The organism is Flavimobilis sp. BM9, from assembly GCF_058313055.1.
On sequence record NZ_JBZEMO010000003.1, the window covers coordinates 44309 to 61416 of the forward strand.

Here is a 17108-nt window from a genome sequence, read left to right on the forward strand (position 1 = left end):
ACGGCGTAACCACTGTGCGGCCCCGCGGCGGTCATTTCGCCGCGGGGCCGTCGGCCGGGGTGAAGCCCAGGACCTTGCCGTAGAACGCGAGCTCGGCGGTGAAGGCTCGCTGGATCGTCTCGGCCTTCCGGAACCCGTGCCGCTCGCCCTCGAACAGGATCAACTCGACGTCGAGGCCACGCGCCGCGACGGCGTCGGCCATCGTCTGGGCCTGGTTCGGCGGGACGACCGTGTCTTCCGTGCCCTGCAGCAGGATCATCGGAGCGCTCAGCCGGTCGGTGTGGTGGATCGGGGACCGCTCGACGTACAGGTCGCGGCGCTCGGGGTACGGGCCCACGAGCGAGTCGAGGTAGTGCGACTCGTGCTTGTGCGTCTCACGCGCGAGCGCTTCGAGGTCGCCGACGCCGTAGAGGCTCGCGCCGACCGCGAACGTGTCGGTGAACGTCAGGGCCGCGAGCGTCGTGAAGCCGCCCGCGCTGCCGCCCCGGATGGCGAGCCGCTTCCCGTCGACGCGGCCCTGCTCGGCGAGCCAGAGCGCGCCCGTCTCGCAGTCGCGGACGTCGACGATGCCCCACTGCCCGCGCAACCGCTCTCGGTAGGCGCGGCCGTAGCCGGTCGAGCCGCCGTAGTTGACGTCGAGCACCGCGATCCCGCGCGTCGTCCAGTACTGGACCGACGGCGAGAACCCGGGGAGCGTCGCCGCCGTCGGGCCGCCGTGCGACATCACGACGAGCGGCGGCAGCGTGCCAGGCTCACCCGTGTACGCCGCGGACCTCGGAGCGTAGAAGAAGCCGTGCGCGACGCCGTCGCCCGACGGCCACGTGACCGCCTCCGCGACCGACACGTCGTCGGGAGCGAGGGTCGGGCTCGCGCTCGCCAGCAGCACGCGCACGCCGTCGCCCTCGCGCCGCGCGCCCAGATCGATCTCGACGAGCGCCGCGGGCCGGCTCGGGTGCTCGGCGATGACGACGACGCGGCCCTCCGTCGCGGCGACGCCGCCGGCGGGCTCCCACTCGCCGTCCCACACCTCGAGCTGGCCGTTCGTGACACGCACCGAGCCGAGGCGGCGGTGCCCGGCGTCGGACCACGTGACGACCGCGAGCTCGTCGTCGAGCATCGCGTACGTCCGGGTGCCGAAGCCCCACTGCGGGGTCGACAGCTCGACCTCCGCCGGGCGCACGGCGCGCGTCCGGGGCGTGTCGCCGGTCAGCTCGGTGCGGTACAGGTTCCACCAACCTGTCCGGTCGTCGACGTGCAGCAGCTCGCCCGTCGACGTCCACAGGGGCTCTGTCACGCTGACGTCTGCGCCGCCGGCGATCGTGCGGCGCTCCAGGACGCGCAGGCCGTGCACCCCGCGCGCGAGCTCGCCGACGTGCAGCTCGGTCCCGTCCCACGGCATGGCCGGGTGGTCCCACGACAGCCATGCGAGCAGCTCGCCGTCCGGGCTCACGCGCGGAGACGTGAGGAAGTCCGGCCCTTCGACGAGGACGGTCACGAGCGACCCGTCGTCGGAGGCGGAACCGTCGAGCGGGACCGCGACGATCGCAGCCGGCGGGTTCGTCAGCTGCGCGCCGGGTGCGCCGTGGTCCTCCGAGACGGCGACGAGCAGGCCGTAGCCGAGCACGACGTCGAGGTCCGCGTAGCGGCGGCCGTCGGCAGGTGTGAGCGGCGCGGGCGCCGCGAAGCCGTCACCGTCACGGTCGACGCGGTACAGGCGATCGTCCTCCGCCCGCGACACGACGACGCCGCCCGGCACGACGGTGTACGACGCGCCGCCATACTCGTGGGCGCGGGTGCGCACGTCGAACGTCGAGCCGTCCGGCAGGGTCGACGGGATGACGTCCGTGAGCGTGCCGTCCACAGCGCGTCGCACGAGCACCTGCCGCCCGCCCTCCTGCGGGCGCCCCTCGAGCCAGTAGGTGTCCTCACCGTCGACAGCGGGCTCGCTCAGCCGCACGACGTCCGTCGTGAGGGCGGCCGCGGTGAGCGGCGAGGGCCAGGAACCGAACGGGGCGGGGGTGTGGGCGTCGTTGCTCATGGAGCCATCCTCGCTGATGCGCGGCGCGCACGTGCGGGTCCCAGGTCTCATGCGCTCGGTCGGGCACAGTGCTGCCGGATCACCACGGGATCTCGACCGCGCGGCCGCGGTCCCACGGGACCGACCAGCCGAGCCCGTCGAGGATCCCGCTCAGGACGATCGCCGTGAAGCCCCACACGACGTTGCCCGCGACCTCGAACGCCGGGCCGCGATAGGTGCGGCCGCCACGCTCGAGCGCGGTCGTGCCCCGGTTCGACGGCGAGACGAGGTCCGCGACAGGTGCGCGGAAGACCTGGGCCGACTCGCCGTGGTCGACGACGCGCACCGCCGTGGGGCGCGCCCACCAGCCGAGGACCGGGGTGACGAGGTGGTCGCTGACCGGCAGGGGGAGCGCGCCGAGCGTGCCGAGAACCTCGACTCCTGTCGTGTCGAGCCCGGTCTCCTCCTCGGCCTCGCGCAGCGCCGCCGCGACGAGGTCGTCGTCCGTCGGGTCCATCCGACCGCCTGGGAAGGCCACCTGACCGGGATGGTGGCGCAGCGTCGAGGCGCGCCGCACCAGCAGCACGTCCAGGTCTGCCGGGACAGCGGGCGCGTCGTTCGCGTGCTCCGCGGGGACGTCGTCGAGCCGCCCGAACAGCACGAGCACCGCCGCGGGACGGGACGCGTCCGCGTTGGGCAGCCGGCCTATCGCCGCGCGCCAGTCGAGACCGTCGGCGGCGAGAGCCCGCAGCTGCGCGAGAGCGTCCACGTCAGCCGCGCCGATACCTCACGGCGTCCGCGAACGTGCCCAGCCCCACGAACGCGCGCGGTGCGAGGCTCGGCAGTCGTTCACGGCCTTGCTCGCGGATCGCCGCGATCTGGTCCGCGGTCAGCTCCTCCGCGGTCTCCGGCTCGTCGAGCCACGCGCCCAGCATCGGCGCGTCGACCTCGAGGTGGAACTGGAACGCCGTCGCGCTTCCCAGCCGGAACGCCTGCACGGGCGTCACGTCCGTCGACGCGAGCACCGTCGCGCCGTCGGGCGCCTCGACGCCGTCCTCGTGCCAGTGCAGCACGTCAGGGTCGGCGTGGGCGTCCACGACGAGCGGGTAGAGGTACGGGTCACGGATGCCGTCGCCCGTGACCGCGACCGGGCCGAATCCCAGCTCGTGGTGCGCGCCCGCGTGGAGCGCAGCCCCGTGCGCGACCGCGAGGAGCTGCATACCGAGGCACACACCGAGCACCGGGATGTCGGCCTCGACCGCCGCGACGAGGAGGTTGCGCTCCGCAACGAGACCCGGGTGCTGGTCGTCGTCGAGCGCACCAGCCGCGCCACCCATGACGACGAGGCCGCCGAGGCGGCTCACGTCGGGCAGGTGCGGGTCGTGCTCGTCGAGGACCGTCCGGACCGTCCACGGGATGTCGCGCTGCTCGAGACCGCGAGCGATCAGGCCGGGGCCCTCCCAGGCTGCGTGCTGCAGCACCAGCACGGGTGCGTCGTTGAACTCCACGGGGACGACTCTACGCACGTCGCGGCCGCGCACGGGTGAACCGACGCGTCCCGTCACCAGCCTGCGGGCAGCGGGCGACCTTCCTCGTAGCCTGCGGCCGACTGGATCCCGACGACCGCGCGCTCGGCGAACTCCTCGAGAGAGCGCGCGCCGGCATACGTGCACGACGAGCGCAGGCCTGACGTGATCTCGTCGATCAGGTCCTCGACGCTCGGACGGGCGGGGTGGAGGTACATGCGCGACGTCGAGATGCCCTCCTCGTACAGCGCCTTGCGGGCGCGGTCGAAGGGGGAGCCGGACGCCGTGCGTGCGGCGACCGCGCGGGCCGACGCCATGCCGAAGCTCTCCTTGTAGAAGCGCCCCGTGCCGTCGTCGTGCAGGTCGCCCGGGCTCTCGTACGTCCCGGCGAACCACGAGCCGATCATGACCTGGCTCGCGCCGGCCGCGATCGCGAGGGCGACGTCGCGCGGGTGACGCACGCCGCCGTCAGCCCACACGTGCTTGCCGAGCTCGCGGGCCGCCGCGGCGCACTCGAGGACCGCGGAGAACTGGGGGCGACCGACACCGGTCATCATGCGGGTCGTGCACATCGCGCCCGGGCCCACCCCGACCTTGACGATGTCGGCGCCGGCCTCGACGAGGTCCCGCACGCCGTCCGCCGTCACGACGTTGCCCGCGACGACCGGCACGCCCGGCGAGACCGAGCGGACCGCGGCGAGGGCCTCGAGCATCTTCTGCTGATGGCCGTGCGCGGTGTCGACGACGAGCGCGTCCGCACCTGCCGCGAGCAGGCCCTCGGCCTTGGCCCGGACGTCGCCGTTGATGCCGATCGCTCCCGCGACGCGCAGGCGGCCGGAGCCGTCGAGCGCGGGGGAGTAGAGGCTCGAGCGCAGCGCGCCCTTGCGGGTCAGGACGCCGACGAGGCGGCCGTCGCGCACGACGGGCGCGACCTTCCGGCGTGCCGAGTGCAGCTGGTCGAACGCGCGGCGCAGCCCGTCGGCGCCCTCGAGGACGCTCGCGTCGAGCGTCGCCGGCTCGGCCGACATGACCTGGCGCACCTGGGTGAAGCGGTCGACGTCGCGGCAGTCCTCAGGCGTCACGATCCCGACGACGCGGTCGTCCTCGACGACGATCGCAGCGCCGTGCGCGCGCTTGCCCATGAGGGTCAGCACGGTGTGCACCGTGTCGTGCGGAGCGATCGTCACGGGCGACTCGATGACCGGGTCCTTCGTCTTGACGTCGGCGATGACGTTCGCGACGACCTCGACGGGGACGTCCTGAGGGATGACCGCGATCGCGCCGCGGCGTGCGACCGTCTCCGCCATGCGGCGCCCGGCGACCGCAGTCATGTTCGCGACCACGAGGGGGATCGTCGTCCCGGTGCCGTCCTGCGACGCGAGGTCGACGTCGAACCGCGACGTGACGTCCGAGCGGGACGGGACGAGGAAGACGTCGCCGTAGGTGAGGTCTGTCGTGGGGGCCTGGCCCTGGAGGAACTTCATGCCTCGAGTCTAGGTGCGCCGTGCGACACGGGGACGGGACCCAGGGCTGCCCGACCCGGTCCGCGGGGCCCGGTCGGGCCCCTAGGTGAACGGCAGGTGAACGAGCAATGAAATGTCCACAGATCTGCCGTGATCTGGCGCGGTTCAGGACCTCCAGGGGGTGGACAACACCTTTCCTGCCCCCATCATTGAGGACGTGGCAGAGCTCCTGATTCTCACGCTGGTGATCATCACCGCCCTCGCATTCGACTTCACGAACGGGTTCCACGACACCGGGAACGCTATGGCGACCTCGATCGCGACGGGCGCCCTCAAGCCCCGCACCGCGGTCGCGCTCTCGGCGGTCCTCAACCTCGTCGGCGCGTTCCTCTCGGTGGCCGTCGCGGCCACCGTCGCCAAGGGCATCGTCAACCTCGACGGCGTCTCTGGGGACGCCCTCCTGACGATCGTCTTCGCCGGCCTCGTCGGCGGCATCCTCTGGAACGTCTTCACGTGGCTCCTCGGCCTGCCGTCGAGCTCGTCGCACGCCCTGTTCGGCGGCCTCATCGGTGCCGCGCTCATCGCGCTCGGCACGAGCGGAGTCGTCTGGGGCGGCGTCGTCGCCAAGATCCTCCTGCCAGCCCTGCTGGCGCCCGTCGTCGCCGGCCTCGTCGCCGCGATCGGGACTTGGGTCGTCCACCGCATCGTGCGGGGCGTCCCGGAGAAGACGCAGGAGCGCGGCTTCCGCTGGGGCCAGGTCGGCTCGGCGTCCCTCGTCTCGCTCGCGCACGGCACGAACGACGCGCAGAAGACGATGGGCGTGATCTTCCTCGCGCTCGTCGCGCACGGCACGGTGACCGCAGACGACCACATCCCGTTCTGGGTCATCGCTGCGTGCGCGATCGCGATCGCGCTCGGCACGTACCTCGGCGGCTGGCGGGTCATCCGCACGCTCGGCAAGGGCCTCGTGGAGATCTCGTCCCCGCAGGGGATGGCTGCTGAGACGTCGTCTGCCGCGATCATCCTCACGTCGTCGAGCCTCGGCCTGCCGCTCTCGACGACGCACGTCGCGACCGGCTCGATCCTCGGCTCGGGCGTCGGCCGCCCGGGCGCCGAGGTGCGCTGGGGCGTCGCCGGCCGCATGGGTGTCGCGTGGCTCATCACGCTGCCCGCCTCGGGCCTCGTGGGCGCTGCGTGCTGGTTCCTCGCCGACCTGATCGGTGGAGCGACCGGCATCCTCGTGGTGTTCGCGATCCTCGTCGCGGCCTGCTTCGCGATGTGGCGGCACTCCCGCAAGGAACCGATCAACCCCGACAACGTCAACGACGAGTGGGACGACGCCACGCCGAGCCTCGGCGACGCCGTCGACGAGGCCATGGCAGGCGTGACCGACGTCGCGTCACCCGCCTGCCCGCAGGACCGCGCCGCGGTCGAGCCACCCGCTGTCCCGGCCACGGTCTGAGAGGACTGGACATGAACGCTGCAGAGCTCGGTATCTCCCTCGCCAAGGTCATCGGAGTAGGCCTCGTGCTCGGCGCCGGCCTGCCGGCGATCTTCGCGATCGGCATCCGGTCGACCGCCATGGTCGAGACCGGTCCTGACGGGGTCGATCGCATGACAGCCGCGGGCCGTGTGCGTGCGGTCGCGTGCTTCGGCGTCGTGCTCGCCGCGGTCGCGGCGGGCATCGTCTGGATCGTCTCCGGCGGGCACTGAACCTTCGCGGACGCTCCACCGTCGCCGACGCCGCGCGCGGCGCGCACGTGCGGTAGCCCCGTAGAGTGGGAGACCGGCGGACGTCCGGTACCCGGTCGGGGCCGGAGACCTGGAGGACGACGCGATGGGGCTTCTCGAGCAGATCACGGGACCGGCGCGCCTGCGCACGCTGACGATCGCGCAGACGGAGCAGCTTGCCGCCGAGATCCGCGAGTTCCTGGTGCAGGCGGTCTCACGGACCGGAGGCCACCTCGGCCCGAACCTCGGCGTCGTGGAGCTGACGATCGCGATGCACCGCGTCTTCAGCTCGCCGACGGACACGTTCGTGTTCGACACGGGCCATCAGTCCTACGTGCACAAGCTCCTGACGGGGCGCCAGGACTTCTCGAGGCTGCGCCGGCACGACGGCCTGTCGGGATATCCGAGCCGTGCCGAGTCCGAGCACGACGTCGTCGAGAACTCGCACGCCTCGACCGCCCTGTCGTGGGCGGACGGGATCGCCAAGGCCAACGCGCTCAAGGGTGCGCTGGACCGGCACGTCGTCGCGGTGATCGGCGACGGCGCGCTCACGGGCGGCATGGCCTGGGAAGCCATCAACAACATCGCCGGTTCGACCGACGAGCGCCTCGTGATCGTCGTGAACGACAATGGCAGGTCCTATGCGCCGACGATCGGCGGCCTCGCGCACCACCTCGACACGCTGCGCACGACGCGCGGGTACGAGCAGGTGCTCAGCTGGGGCAAGCGCACGCTCAAGCGGTCCGGCCTGCCGGGTCGCGTCACGTACGACGCGCTGCACGGCTTGAAGAAGGGCATCAAGGACGTCGTCGCGCCGCAGGGCATGTTCGAGGACCTTGGGCTGAAGTACATCGGCCCGGTCGACGGCCACGACGTCGCCGCGCTCGAGCGCTCCCTGAGCGCCGCGCGCGCGTTCGGTGGCCCTGTGCTCGTGCACGTGATGACGGAGAAGGGGCGCGGATACTCGCCCGCGGAGCAGGACGTCGCCGACCGGTTCCACGCCGTCGGGCAGATCCACCCGGAGACGGGACTGCCGGTCGCTCCGTCGCGCTTCGGATGGACGTCGGTGTTCGCCGACGAGATCGTCGCGATCGGCCGACGGCGGCCTGACGTCGTCGCGATCACGGCCGCGATGCTCAACCCGGTCGGGCTGGCGCCTTTCCAGGCGGAGTTCCCGCACCGCACGTTCGACGTCGGCATCGCCGAGCAGCACGCGGTCACGTCCGCGGCCGGGATGGCCTTCGCAGGTATGCACCCGGTCGTCGCGGTGTACGCGACGTTCCTCAACCGTGCGTTCGACCAGGTGCTCATGGACGTCGCCCTGCACCGTGCGGGGGTCACGTTCGTCCTCGACCGCGCGGGCATCACGGGAGACGACGGCGCGAGCCACAACGGCGTGTGGGACCTGGCGATGCTGCGTATCGTGCCGGGGCTGCGCCTTGCGGCGCCGCGCGACGAGTCGACGCTGCGCGCGGCACTGCGCGCGGCGGTGGACGTCGACGACGCCCCGACGGTCGTGCGCTACCCGAAGGGCTCTGTCGGTCCGGACCTGGTCGCTGTCGACGAGCTCGACGGCGTGGACGTCCTCGCGCGGCACGAGCCGGGCGACGGCGAGGAGCGACGCGTGCTCGTCGTGGGGATCGGCTCGATGGCGCAGACCGCGCTCGGGCTGGGGGAGAAGCTCGCGGCGCTCGGCATCGGGTGCACGGTCGTCTCGCCGACGTGGGTGCTGCCGGTTCCCAGCGCCCTCGTGAAGTCGGCGGGAGAGCACGACCTGGTCATCACGATCGAGGACGGGCTCGCAGACGGGGGCGTCGGCGCGCTCGTGCGTGAACGTGCCGCCGAGGCGGGGGTGCGCACTCCCGTGCACACGGTCGGGCTGCCCACCGCGTTCCTCCCGCACGCGAGCCGCGAGCAGGTCGCGGAGGGCAACAGGCTCACCGTCCCCGACATCACGGCGGACGTGCTGCGGCTCCTGGGGTGATGACCCAGGCGCGTACCCCGTGACCTGTGGGAGCCTTGTCGCCTGAGGGTTCTTCGACCTGTGACGCACGACTCAACAAATCGGGCATCGCAGAGCCATAGGTCCCAAGTCGTCCCACCAATTTCTCCCTACGGTGGAACCACGATCAGAACGATGATCCATCCACGAGGAGACGGCGATGACGACGACCGCAGACGGAACCACGGGTACCCCCGAGACCGTCACCATTGATGCTTGGCGCAACTTCGACAAGGGTTCCTGGACCGAGACCGTCGACGTGCGCGACTTCATCCTGCGCAACTACACCCCCTACGAGGGAGACGCGTCCTTCCTCGCCGGCCCGACGACGAAGACGCTGGCCGTCTGGGACACCCTGGAGAAGGACTACCTCTCCGTCGAGCGCGCGAAGCGCGTCTTCGACGTCGACACGCACACCCCCGCCGACGTCGACGCCTTCCCCGCCGGCTACATCTGCGCTGAGGACGACGTCGTCGTCGGCCTGCAGACCGACACCCCGCTCAAGCGCGCGATGATGCCCAACGGCGGGTGGCGCATGGTCGAGACCGCGATCCGCGAGGCCGGCCTCGAGCCCGACCCGCAGGTCAAGGAGATCTTCACCAAGTACCGCAAGACGCACAACGAGGGCGTCTTCGACATCTACACGCCGCGCATCCGCGCCGCGCGCTCGTCGCACATCATCACGGGCCTGCCCGACGCCTACGGCCGCGGCCGCATCATCGGTGACTACCGCCGCGTCGCCCTCTACGGGGTCGACTTCCTCATCGCCGAGAAGGCGAAGGACAAGGACAAGGTCGCGGACCAGCCGTTCAGCGAGCACTGGGCCCGCTACCGCGAGGAGCACTCGGAGCAGATCCGCGCGCTCAAGAAGCTCAAGAACCTCGGCGAGCAGTACGGCTTCGACCTGGGCCGCCCTGCCGCGAACTCGAAGGAAGCCGTCCAGTGGACGTACTTCGGCTACCTCGCGTCCGTGAAGTCGCAGGACGGCGCCGCGATGTCGTTCGGCCGCCTCTCCGCCTTCTTCGACGCGTACTTCGAGCGTGACCTCGCCGAGGGCACGATCACGGAGCAGGACGCCCAGGAGATGATCGACGCTCTCGTCATCAAGCTCCGCATCGTGCGCTTCCTGCGGACCATCGACTACGACCAGATCTTCTCGGGCGACCCGTACTGGGCCACCTGGTCCGACGGTGGTATCGCTGAGGACGGCCGCACCCTCGTCACGAAGACCTCGTTCCGCCTGCTGCAGACCCTGCGCAACCTGGGCGCTGCCCCGGAGCCGAACATCACGATCTTCTGGGACGAGGAGCTGCCGGAGGGCTACAAGGAGTTCTGCGCCGCGATCTCGATCGAGACGAGCTCGATCCAGTACGAGTCTGACGAGCAGATCCGTGAGCGCTGGGGCGACGACGCGGCCATCGCGTGCTGCGTCTCCCCGATGAAGGTCGGCAAGCAGATGCAGTTCTTCGGAGCGCGTGTCAACGCCGCGAAGTCGCTGCTGTACGCGATCAACGGCGGACGTGACGAGGTCAGCGGCAAGCAGATCGTTACCGGCTACGAGCCGGTCAAGGGTGACGGGCCGCTCGACTTCGACGAGGTCTGGTCCAAGTACGAGGACATGCTCGACTGGGTCGTCGGCACCTACGTCGAGGCGCTCAACATCATCCACTACAGCCACGACAAGTACGCCTACGAGGCGATGGAGATGGCGCTGCACGACAGCGACATCATCCGCACCATGGGCTGCGGCATCGCCGGCCTGTCGATCGTCGCGGACTCGCTCTCGGCCATCAAGTACGCCACGGTCACCCCGGTGCGCGACGAGACCGGTCTCGTCGTCGACTACGTCACCGAGGGCGACTTCCCGAAGTACGGCAACGACGACGACCGCGCTGACGACATCGCGGCGACGATCGTGCACACGGTCATGTCGAAGATCAAGGCGATCCCGATGTACCGCGACGCGATCCCGACGCAGTCGGTCCTGACGATCACGTCGAACGTGGTCTACGGCAAGGCGACCGGCTCGTTCCCCTCGGGCCACGAGAAGGGCACCCCGTTCGCCCCGGGTGCCAACCCGGAGAACGGCGCGGACACGCACGGCATGGTGGCCTCGATGCTCTCGGTCGGCAAGCTCGACTACAACGACGCGCTCGACGGCATCTCGCTGACGAACACGATCACCCCCTCGGGCCTCGGCCGCACGAAGGACGAGCAGGTCGCCAACCTGGTCGGCATCCTCGACGCCGGCTTCATCCCGCAGGACTGACCCGACCGACACATTCGTAGGACCGACGGAAGGAAACGACGATGGGCAAGAAGTTCGACGAGCGCCTCGCCGACATGAAGGCGGCGCGGGACTGCAACGGCGGGGTCAAGGGCCTGTACCACGCCAACATCAACGTCCTGAACAAGGACACCCTCGAGGACGCCATGGAGCACCCCGAGAAGTACCCGCAGCTCACGGTCCGTGTCTCCGGATACGCTGTGAACTTCGTCAAGCTGACTCGTGAGCAGCAGCTCGACGTCCTCTCGCGGACGTTCCACCAGAGCGCCTGAGCCCTACCGCTGCCCCGCCCCGACCGAACAGAACGGAGATCAACGAGATGACCATCAGTCTTCCCGCCCCCGTGGTCGGCGGCGGGGCGAGCGGTGACCAGGGCTTCGACGCGCCTGCGGGCCGCGCCGTCGGCGCTGGCACGGCAGCCCTCGAGCTGTCCGACGCCGACCGCACCGAACGGTTCGCACAGATGCGTTCCGGGCTCCTCGGCTCGGTGCACTCCTGGGAGCTCGTCACCGCGGTCGACGGCCCTGGGACGCGCATGACCGTGTTCTTGTCCGGGTGCCCGCTGCGGTGCCTGTACTGCCACAACCCGGACACGATGCAGATGCGCTCGGGAGACCCGGTCGAGGCGACCGAGCTGCTGCGGCGCATCCGCCGCTACCGCTCGGTGTTCCGCGCGACCGGCGGAGGACTCACGCTCTCGGGTGGGGAGGTGCTCATGCAGCCTGCGTTCGCGGCGACGATCCTCGCCGGGGCGAAGGAGATGGGCATCCACACGGCGATCGACACGTCGGGCTTCCTCGGTGCGGCGTGCACGGACGAGATGCTCGACAACATCGACCTGGTCCTGCTCGACGTGAAGTCGGGCGACCCGGAGACGTACAAGAAGGTCACCGGTCGCGCGCTGCAGCCGACGCTGGACTTCGGTCGGCGTCTCGCGGACAAGGGCGTCGAGGTGTGGCTGCGGTTCGTGCTCGTGCCCGGACTCACCGACGACCCGGAGAACGTCGAGAAGGTCGCGGAGTATGCGGCGACGTTGCCGAACGTGTCGCGTGTCGAGGTGCTGCCCTTCCACCAGATGGGGAAGGACAAGTGGGACTCGCTCGGTCTCGACTATCAGCTCGGCGACACGAAGCCGCCGTCGAACGACGAGGTCGAGGCGGTCCGGGCTCGCTTCCGCAAGCGTGGGCTCACGGTCTACTGACCCGTACGCCCCACGACGACACGACAAAGGTCCGCGACACCTGTCGCGGACCTTCGTCGTTCCCTGTGTGCCCGCTCGTCGTCCCCTGACGATCGAGCGGCCCGCCGCCCGTCAGACGGTGAGCGTCACGCTCGTGCGGCCGACCGCGGCCTCGACGTGCTGTGACGTGGAGCCCGTGCGGGTCAGCACCCGCAGCTCCCAGCGCGCCGGGCGCGCGTAGAAGACGAACTCGCCCCCCGGGCCCGTGACGACCTCGGCTGTGAACTCTCCGTCGGCGTCGTGCAGACGGACGTACGCCCCCGGGACCGGCTCGCCCTCGCGGGCGACGACGCCGTCGACGACCGTGGCGCCCGGCGCGACGACGACGTCGCCCCCCTGGGCGGGTGCACCGCACGTGCTCATGACTCCTCCTGGAGGTGGGTGAGGGCGGTCAGACCGCCGCGGGGACCTCGATCGGGACGCCGACGAGCGAGCCGTACTCGACCCACGAGCCGTCGTAGTTCTTGACGTCCTTCTGCCCGAGGAGCTGGGAGAGGACGAACCACGTGTGGCTCGAGCGCTCACCGATGCGGCAGTACGCGATCGTCGGGCGGTCGGTGTCGAGGCCGGCCGAGCCGTAGAGGGCAGCGAGCTCCTCGTCGCTGCGGAAGGTGCCGTCGTCGTTCGCGGCCTTGGACCACGGGATGTTGATCGCCCCGGGGACGTGGCCGCCACGCTGCGAGTGCTCCTGTGGCAGGTGTGCCGGCCCGAGGATCTTGCCGGCGAACTCCTCGGGCGAGCGGACGTCGACGAGGTTCTTCGTGCCGATCGACGCGACGACCTCGTCGCGGAAGGCGCGCAGGCTCTGGTCCTGCTCGGTCGCGGTGTACGTCGTGGCGGGCCGGGTGACGGTGGCGCTGCTGAGCGGGCGGCCGTCGAGCTCCCACTTCTTGCGGCCGCCGTCGATCAGCCGCACGTCCTGGTGGCCGTAGAGCTTGAAGTACCAGAACGCGTAGGCCGCGAACCAGTTGTTGTTGCCGCCGTAGAGGACGACCGTGTCGTCGTTGCCGATGCCCTTCGCGGACAGGAGCGCCTCGAACTGCTCCTTGTTGACGAAGTCCCGGCGGACCGGGTCCTGGAGGTCGAGCTTCCAGTCGAGCTTGACGGCACCGTCGAGGTGGGCGGCGTCGTAGGCGGTGGTGTCCTCGTCGACCTCGACGAAGACGAGTCCGGGGGTGGCGAGGTTGGCCTCGGCCCACTCGGTCGTGACGAGTACGTCGTTGCGTGCCATGGGTCCTCCTGCGGTGGCTGCTGCTGGTGGCGCGAACGTATCCGAGGGGCGGCACGAGACATCGGCATCGCCGCAGAATCTTGAATGCTGGACCGGCGTCTCAGTCGCGCGTGGACAAAGTCGTGCGAAGGGCCCCCGGCCGGCCTGCCTGAGCAGCCCGGCCCGGGGCCCTTGTCCGCGCGGCCAGGTCAGTGCAGCGCGGTCTCCGGGACGTTCGCGACGCCGTCAGGCAGGAGCCTGCGGCCGAGAACCTTCTCGCTGTACCCGTTCCGGTCGAGGTACGGCGCGATGCCGCCGGACGCGAACGGCCAACCGGCGCCGAGGATCATGCACAGGTCGATCTGCGAGACGCCCGCGACGACTTCCTCGTCGAGCATGTGGCCGATCTCCACGGTGAGTGCGGTGAGCACCTGGTCGAGCACGCCCGCCTCGTCGAGAGCGCCCGGCCCGCCAGCAGGACCGAAGACCTCCTGGATCGCCGGGTCCACGTCCGCAGGCACGCCCTTGGCGACCGGAGGCCGCACGACCTTGATCCCCTCGGCGACGATCCGCTCGAGACCCTCGGAGCGAGCGAACCGGTCGCCGAGCTCCTCGCGCAGCGACGTGAGGACGTGCAGGCCGACCGCAGGCCCGACGAGGTCGAACAGCGCGAACGGCCCCATCGGCAGGCCGAGCGGGCGCAACGCCCGGTCGGCGACATCGACCGGCGTACCCGACTCGACCGCGCGCACGATCTCCCCGAGCAGGAGCACGAGCAGACGGTTGACCACGAAGCCGGGCCGGTCGGCGACGCCCACGGCCGTCTTGCGTAGCTTCTTCGCGACCGCGAACGCGGTCGCGGTCGCCTCGATCGACGTCCGCTCGGCGTGGATCACCTCGACGAGCGGCATCTGCGCGACCGGGTTGAAGAAGTGCAGGCCGACGACGCGCTCCGGGTGCTTCAGGTCCGCCGCCATGCGCGTGACCGAGAGCGCCGACGTGTTCGTCGCGAGCACGGTCGTGGGGGAGACGATCGTCTCGAGCTCCGCGAACACGCGCTTCTTCAGGTCGAGGATCTCGGTGACGGCCTCGATCACGAAGTCGCACCCGGCCATGTCGGCGAGGTCGGTCGTCCCGTGCACGTCAGCCCGGATACGGTCCGCCGTGGTCGCCGGCATGCGGCCTGTCGAGACGAGCTTGTCGAGCGACCCGTGGACGTGAGCGAGGCCCTGGGCGACACGCTCGTCGTCGAGGTCACGCATGATCACCGGGACCGACAGCCGCTGCGCGAACAGCAGCGCGAGCTGCGCCGCCATGAGGCCCGCACCCACGATGCCGACCCGCGTCACCGGCTGTGCGAGCTTCGGGTCCGGCGCGCCCTCAGGACGCTTCGCCTTGTTGACCGTGTTGAACGCATAGATGCTCGCGCGCAGCTCGTCGGTCATGATCAGGTCCGCGAGGGCGTCGTCCTCGGCCGCGAACGCCGTGTCGCGGTCCGCGTCAGGGCCGAGCGCGAGCAGGTCGAGCGCGCGGCCGGGGGCGGGCCTGGACCCGTGCACGACGGCGTCGACACGGCTGCGCGCCACGTCGACGACCGCCCGCCAGGTCGCGGCGTCGGCGGGTGCCGGGCGCTCGACCGTCGTCTCGCCCGCGACGACGCGCCCCGCCCAATCGAGCGACTGCTCGAGGAAGTCTGCGGCGTCGAACAGCGCGTCCGCGAGCCCGATCTCGGCTGCCTCCGCCGCCTTGAACGGCTTGTTTGCCGCCGGCCGGGTGAGGATGACGTCGATCGCCCGCTCGATGCCCACGAGCCGCGGCACGATGTACGCGCCACCCCACCCGGGGATGAGGCCCAGCCCGGTCTCGGGGAGCGCGAGCGCGGGGACGTCCGACGCGACCGTGCGGTAGTCGCAGTTGAGCGCGACCTCGAGGCCGCCCCCGAGGGCGAGCCCGTTGATGAACGCGAACGTCGGTACGCCCATCTCGCCGAGCAGGCGGAACGCGTCGTGCCCGGCGCGCCCCAGAGCGTGCGCGGCTGCGCGGTCGTCGACGCGAACGGCCGCGTTGAGGTCCGCGCCGGCCGCGAGGAAGTACGGCTTGCCCGTCACGCCGACGGCGGCGACCTCGCCGGCGGCGGCGCGTGCCTGCTGCGTCTCGAGCACGGCGCGCAGCTCGGCGAGGCCCTGCGGCCCGAGCGTCGTCGGCTTGGTGTGGTCGAGACCGTTGTCGAGCGTCACGAGCGCCATGACCCCGGCGCCGCCGGGAAGACGGACGTCGCGGACGAGGCTGTGCGTCACGCGCTCGCCCCTGGTCGAGGTCTCGCTGGGTGCGGTGGTGGTGTCGGTCATGACCGGTCCTCAGCTCTCGTTCTCGATGGTCGTGTGCCCGGCGTACTCGGCGTGGTGCGGGTTCTCCCAGATGACGGTCCCGCCCATGCCGAGGCCGATGCACATCGACGTCAACCCGTAGCGCACCTCGGGGTGCGCCTCGAAGTGGCGTGCGAGCTGCGTCATGAGGCGGACGCCCGACGACGCGAGCGGGTGCCCGATCGCGATCGCGCCACCATCAGGGTTGACGCGCGGGTCGTCGTCGGCGATGCCGAAGTGGTCGAGGAACGCGAGCACCTGGACCGCGAACGCCTCGTTGAGCTCGAACAGGCCGATGTCCTCGATCGTGAGACCGGCGTTGGCGAGCGCGCGCTCGGTCGCGGGGACGGGACCGAGCCCCATGACCTCCGGGTCCACCCCCACGTAGGCGAACGAGACCAGGCGCATGCGGACGGGAAGCCCGAGCTCCTCGGCGGTGTCGCCCGCGGCGAGCAGGCAGATCGCGGCGCCGTCGGTGAGCGGCGAGGCGTTGCCCGCGGTGACGCGTCCGCCTGGGCGGAACGGCGTCTTGAGGTTTGCGATGTCCGCCATCGTCGTGCCCGGGCGGGCGAGCTCGTCGGCGTCGGCGAGCCCCCAGCCGAGCGTCGAGGAGCGGACCGCGATCGGGACGATGTCCGGTGCGACCCTGCCCGCGGCGACGGCTGCCGCGTACTTGGCCTGGCTCGCGACACCGTAGGCGTCGGCGCGCTCCTTGGTGAGGTGCGGCATGCGGTCGTGGATGTTCTCGGCGGTCGCACCCATGATGAGAGCGGTCGGCTCGACGAGCCGCTCGGAGACGAACCGCGGGTTCGGGTCGGCGTCGAAGCCCATCGGGTGGTGGCCCATGTGCTCGACACCGCCCGCGAGGGCGACGTCCTGCTGGCCGTAGCCGATCGCGGACGCGGTCGTGGTGACGGCGGTCATCGCACCCGCGCACATGCGGTCGATCGCGAAACCGGGGACGGAACGGGGGAGCCCGGCGAGGACTGCGGCCGAACGGCCGAGGGTCAGGCCTTGGTCGCCCTGCTGGGTCGTCGCCGCGATCGCGACCTCGTCGATGCGCTCGGCGGGCAGGGACGGCAGGCGGCGGAGCAGGCCGCGCAGCGCCTTGACGACCATGTCGTCTGCTCGGGTCTCGGCGTAGAGGCCGTCGGGGCGGGCCTTGCCGAAGGGGGTGCGTACGCCTTCGACGAAGACGACGTCACGGGCGGAGGCGCGGCGCGCGGACCTCGTGGTTGCTGGCATGAGCTCTCCTGACAGGTGGGA

Annotated in this window: 12 protein-coding genes and 1 pseudogene; 5 read left to right on the forward strand and 8 right to left on the reverse strand. The window is 71.1% G+C overall.

The genetic code is table 11. The features are described 5' to 3' along the window. Positions 1 to 31: 31 nt before the first annotated feature. The 4 genes from AC4F3Q_RS06265 to guaB1 all read right to left on the reverse strand — a co-directional run bounded on the left by AC4F3Q_RS06265 (position 32) and on the right by guaB1 (position 5027). A complete protein-coding gene (locus AC4F3Q_RS06265; RefSeq protein ID WP_491039216.1) occupies positions 32 to 2038 on the reverse strand; it encodes a S9 family peptidase in 2007 nt (668 codons plus the stop codon). Between the two features lie 79 nt (positions 2039 to 2117). Continuing rightward, the gene (locus AC4F3Q_RS06270) at positions 2118 to 2786 is read right to left on the reverse strand and encodes an NUDIX hydrolase (RefSeq protein ID WP_491039217.1); all 669 of its coding nucleotides are present in this window, start codon (positions 2784 to 2786) and stop codon (positions 2118 to 2120) included. Between the two features lies 1 nt (position 2787). Beyond that, positions 2788 to 3525 (reverse strand): type 1 glutamine amidotransferase, encoded by a 738-nt coding sequence (locus AC4F3Q_RS06275; protein WP_491039218.1) that lies wholly within the window; start codon positions 3523 to 3525, stop codon positions 2788 to 2790. Between the two features lie 53 nt (positions 3526 to 3578). Further along, entirely contained in the window at positions 3579 to 5027 is a 1449-nt protein-coding gene (gene guaB1 / locus AC4F3Q_RS06280) for a GMP reductase (protein WP_491039219.1), read from the reverse strand. A gap of 196 nt (positions 5028 to 5223) precedes the next feature. On the opposite strand from guaB1, the gene AC4F3Q_RS06285 reads away from it, so the two are divergent. The 5 genes and pseudogenes from AC4F3Q_RS06285 to pflA all read left to right on the forward strand — a co-directional run bounded on the left by AC4F3Q_RS06285 (position 5224) and on the right by pflA (position 12227). Continuing rightward, the gene (locus AC4F3Q_RS06285) at positions 5224 to 6468 is read left to right on the forward strand and encodes an inorganic phosphate transporter (protein ID WP_491039220.1); all 1245 of its coding nucleotides are present in this window, start codon (positions 5224 to 5226) and stop codon (positions 6466 to 6468) included. Between the two features lie 11 nt (positions 6469 to 6479). Continuing rightward, entirely contained in the window at positions 6480 to 6719 is a 240-nt protein-coding gene (locus tag AC4F3Q_RS06290) for a hypothetical protein (protein WP_491039221.1), read from the forward strand. Positions 6720 to 6843: 124 nt separating this feature from the next. Beyond that, a complete protein-coding gene (gene dxs, locus AC4F3Q_RS06295; protein ID WP_491039222.1) occupies positions 6844 to 8721 on the forward strand; it encodes a 1-deoxy-D-xylulose-5-phosphate synthase in 1878 nt (625 codons plus the stop codon). A 178-nt stretch (positions 8722 to 8899) separates the two neighbouring features. Continuing rightward, positions 8900 to 11298: pseudogene (pflB, locus tag AC4F3Q_RS06300) on the forward strand (formate C-acetyltransferase). Between the two features lie 47 nt (positions 11299 to 11345). Further along, a complete protein-coding gene (gene pflA / locus AC4F3Q_RS06305) occupies positions 11346 to 12227 on the forward strand; it encodes a pyruvate formate-lyase-activating protein (RefSeq protein ID WP_168447302.1) in 882 nt (293 codons plus the stop codon). A gap of 111 nt (positions 12228 to 12338) precedes the next feature. Here the strand turns inward: pflA and AC4F3Q_RS06310 are convergent, their stop codons facing one another. The 4 genes from AC4F3Q_RS06310 to AC4F3Q_RS06325 form a co-directional block, all read right to left on the reverse strand. Further along, positions 12339 to 12629, reverse strand: coding sequence for a DUF1416 domain-containing protein (locus AC4F3Q_RS06310; RefSeq protein WP_168447303.1), 291 nt, complete (start codon positions 12627 to 12629; stop codon positions 12339 to 12341). Between the two features lie 28 nt (positions 12630 to 12657). Then, positions 12658 to 13497 (reverse strand): sulfurtransferase, encoded by an 840-nt coding sequence (locus tag AC4F3Q_RS06315; RefSeq protein WP_491039223.1) that lies wholly within the window; start codon positions 13495 to 13497, stop codon positions 12658 to 12660. 188 nt (positions 13498 to 13685) lie between these two features. Then, entirely contained in the window at positions 13686 to 15824 is a 2139-nt protein-coding gene (locus tag AC4F3Q_RS06320; protein ID WP_491039224.1) for a 3-hydroxyacyl-CoA dehydrogenase NAD-binding domain-containing protein, read from the reverse strand. A gap of 9 nt (positions 15825 to 15833) precedes the next feature. Then, positions 15834 to 17087, reverse strand: a complete 1254-nt coding sequence (locus AC4F3Q_RS06325) for a thiolase family protein (RefSeq protein ID WP_491039225.1) — start codon at positions 17085 to 17087, stop codon at positions 15834 to 15836. Positions 17088 to 17108 lie beyond the last annotated feature (21 nt).

Excerpts from the sequence above, each read along its gene's own strand:
- AC4F3Q_RS06320 (WP_491039224.1), bottom strand. The coding sequence starts at position 15,824 with ATGACCGACACCACCACCGCACCCAGCGAGACCTCGACCAGGGGCGAG.
- AC4F3Q_RS06310 (WP_168447303.1), bottom strand. The coding sequence starts at position 12,629 with ATGAGCACGTGCGGTGCACCCGCCCAGGGGGGCGACGTCGTCGTCGCG.
- AC4F3Q_RS06325 (WP_491039225.1), bottom strand. The coding sequence starts at position 17,087 with ATGCCAGCAACCACGAGGTCCGCGCGCCGCGCCTCCGCCCGTGACGTC.
- pflA (WP_168447302.1), top strand. The coding sequence starts at position 11,346 with ATGACCATCAGTCTTCCCGCCCCCGTGGTCGGCGGCGGGGCGAGCGGT.
- AC4F3Q_RS06315 (WP_491039223.1), bottom strand. The coding sequence starts at position 13,497 with ATGGCACGCAACGACGTACTCGTCACGACCGAGTGGGCCGAGGCCAAC.
- dxs (WP_491039222.1), top strand. The coding sequence starts at position 6,844 with ATGGGGCTTCTCGAGCAGATCACGGGACCGGCGCGCCTGCGCACGCTG.
- AC4F3Q_RS06290 (WP_491039221.1), top strand. The coding sequence starts at position 6,480 with ATGAACGCTGCAGAGCTCGGTATCTCCCTCGCCAAGGTCATCGGAGTA.
- AC4F3Q_RS06265 (WP_491039216.1), bottom strand. The coding sequence starts at position 2,038 with ATGAGCAACGACGCCCACACCCCCGCCCCGTTCGGTTCCTGGCCCTCG.
- guaB1 (WP_491039219.1), bottom strand. The coding sequence starts at position 5,027 with ATGAAGTTCCTCCAGGGCCAGGCCCCCACGACAGACCTCACCTACGGC.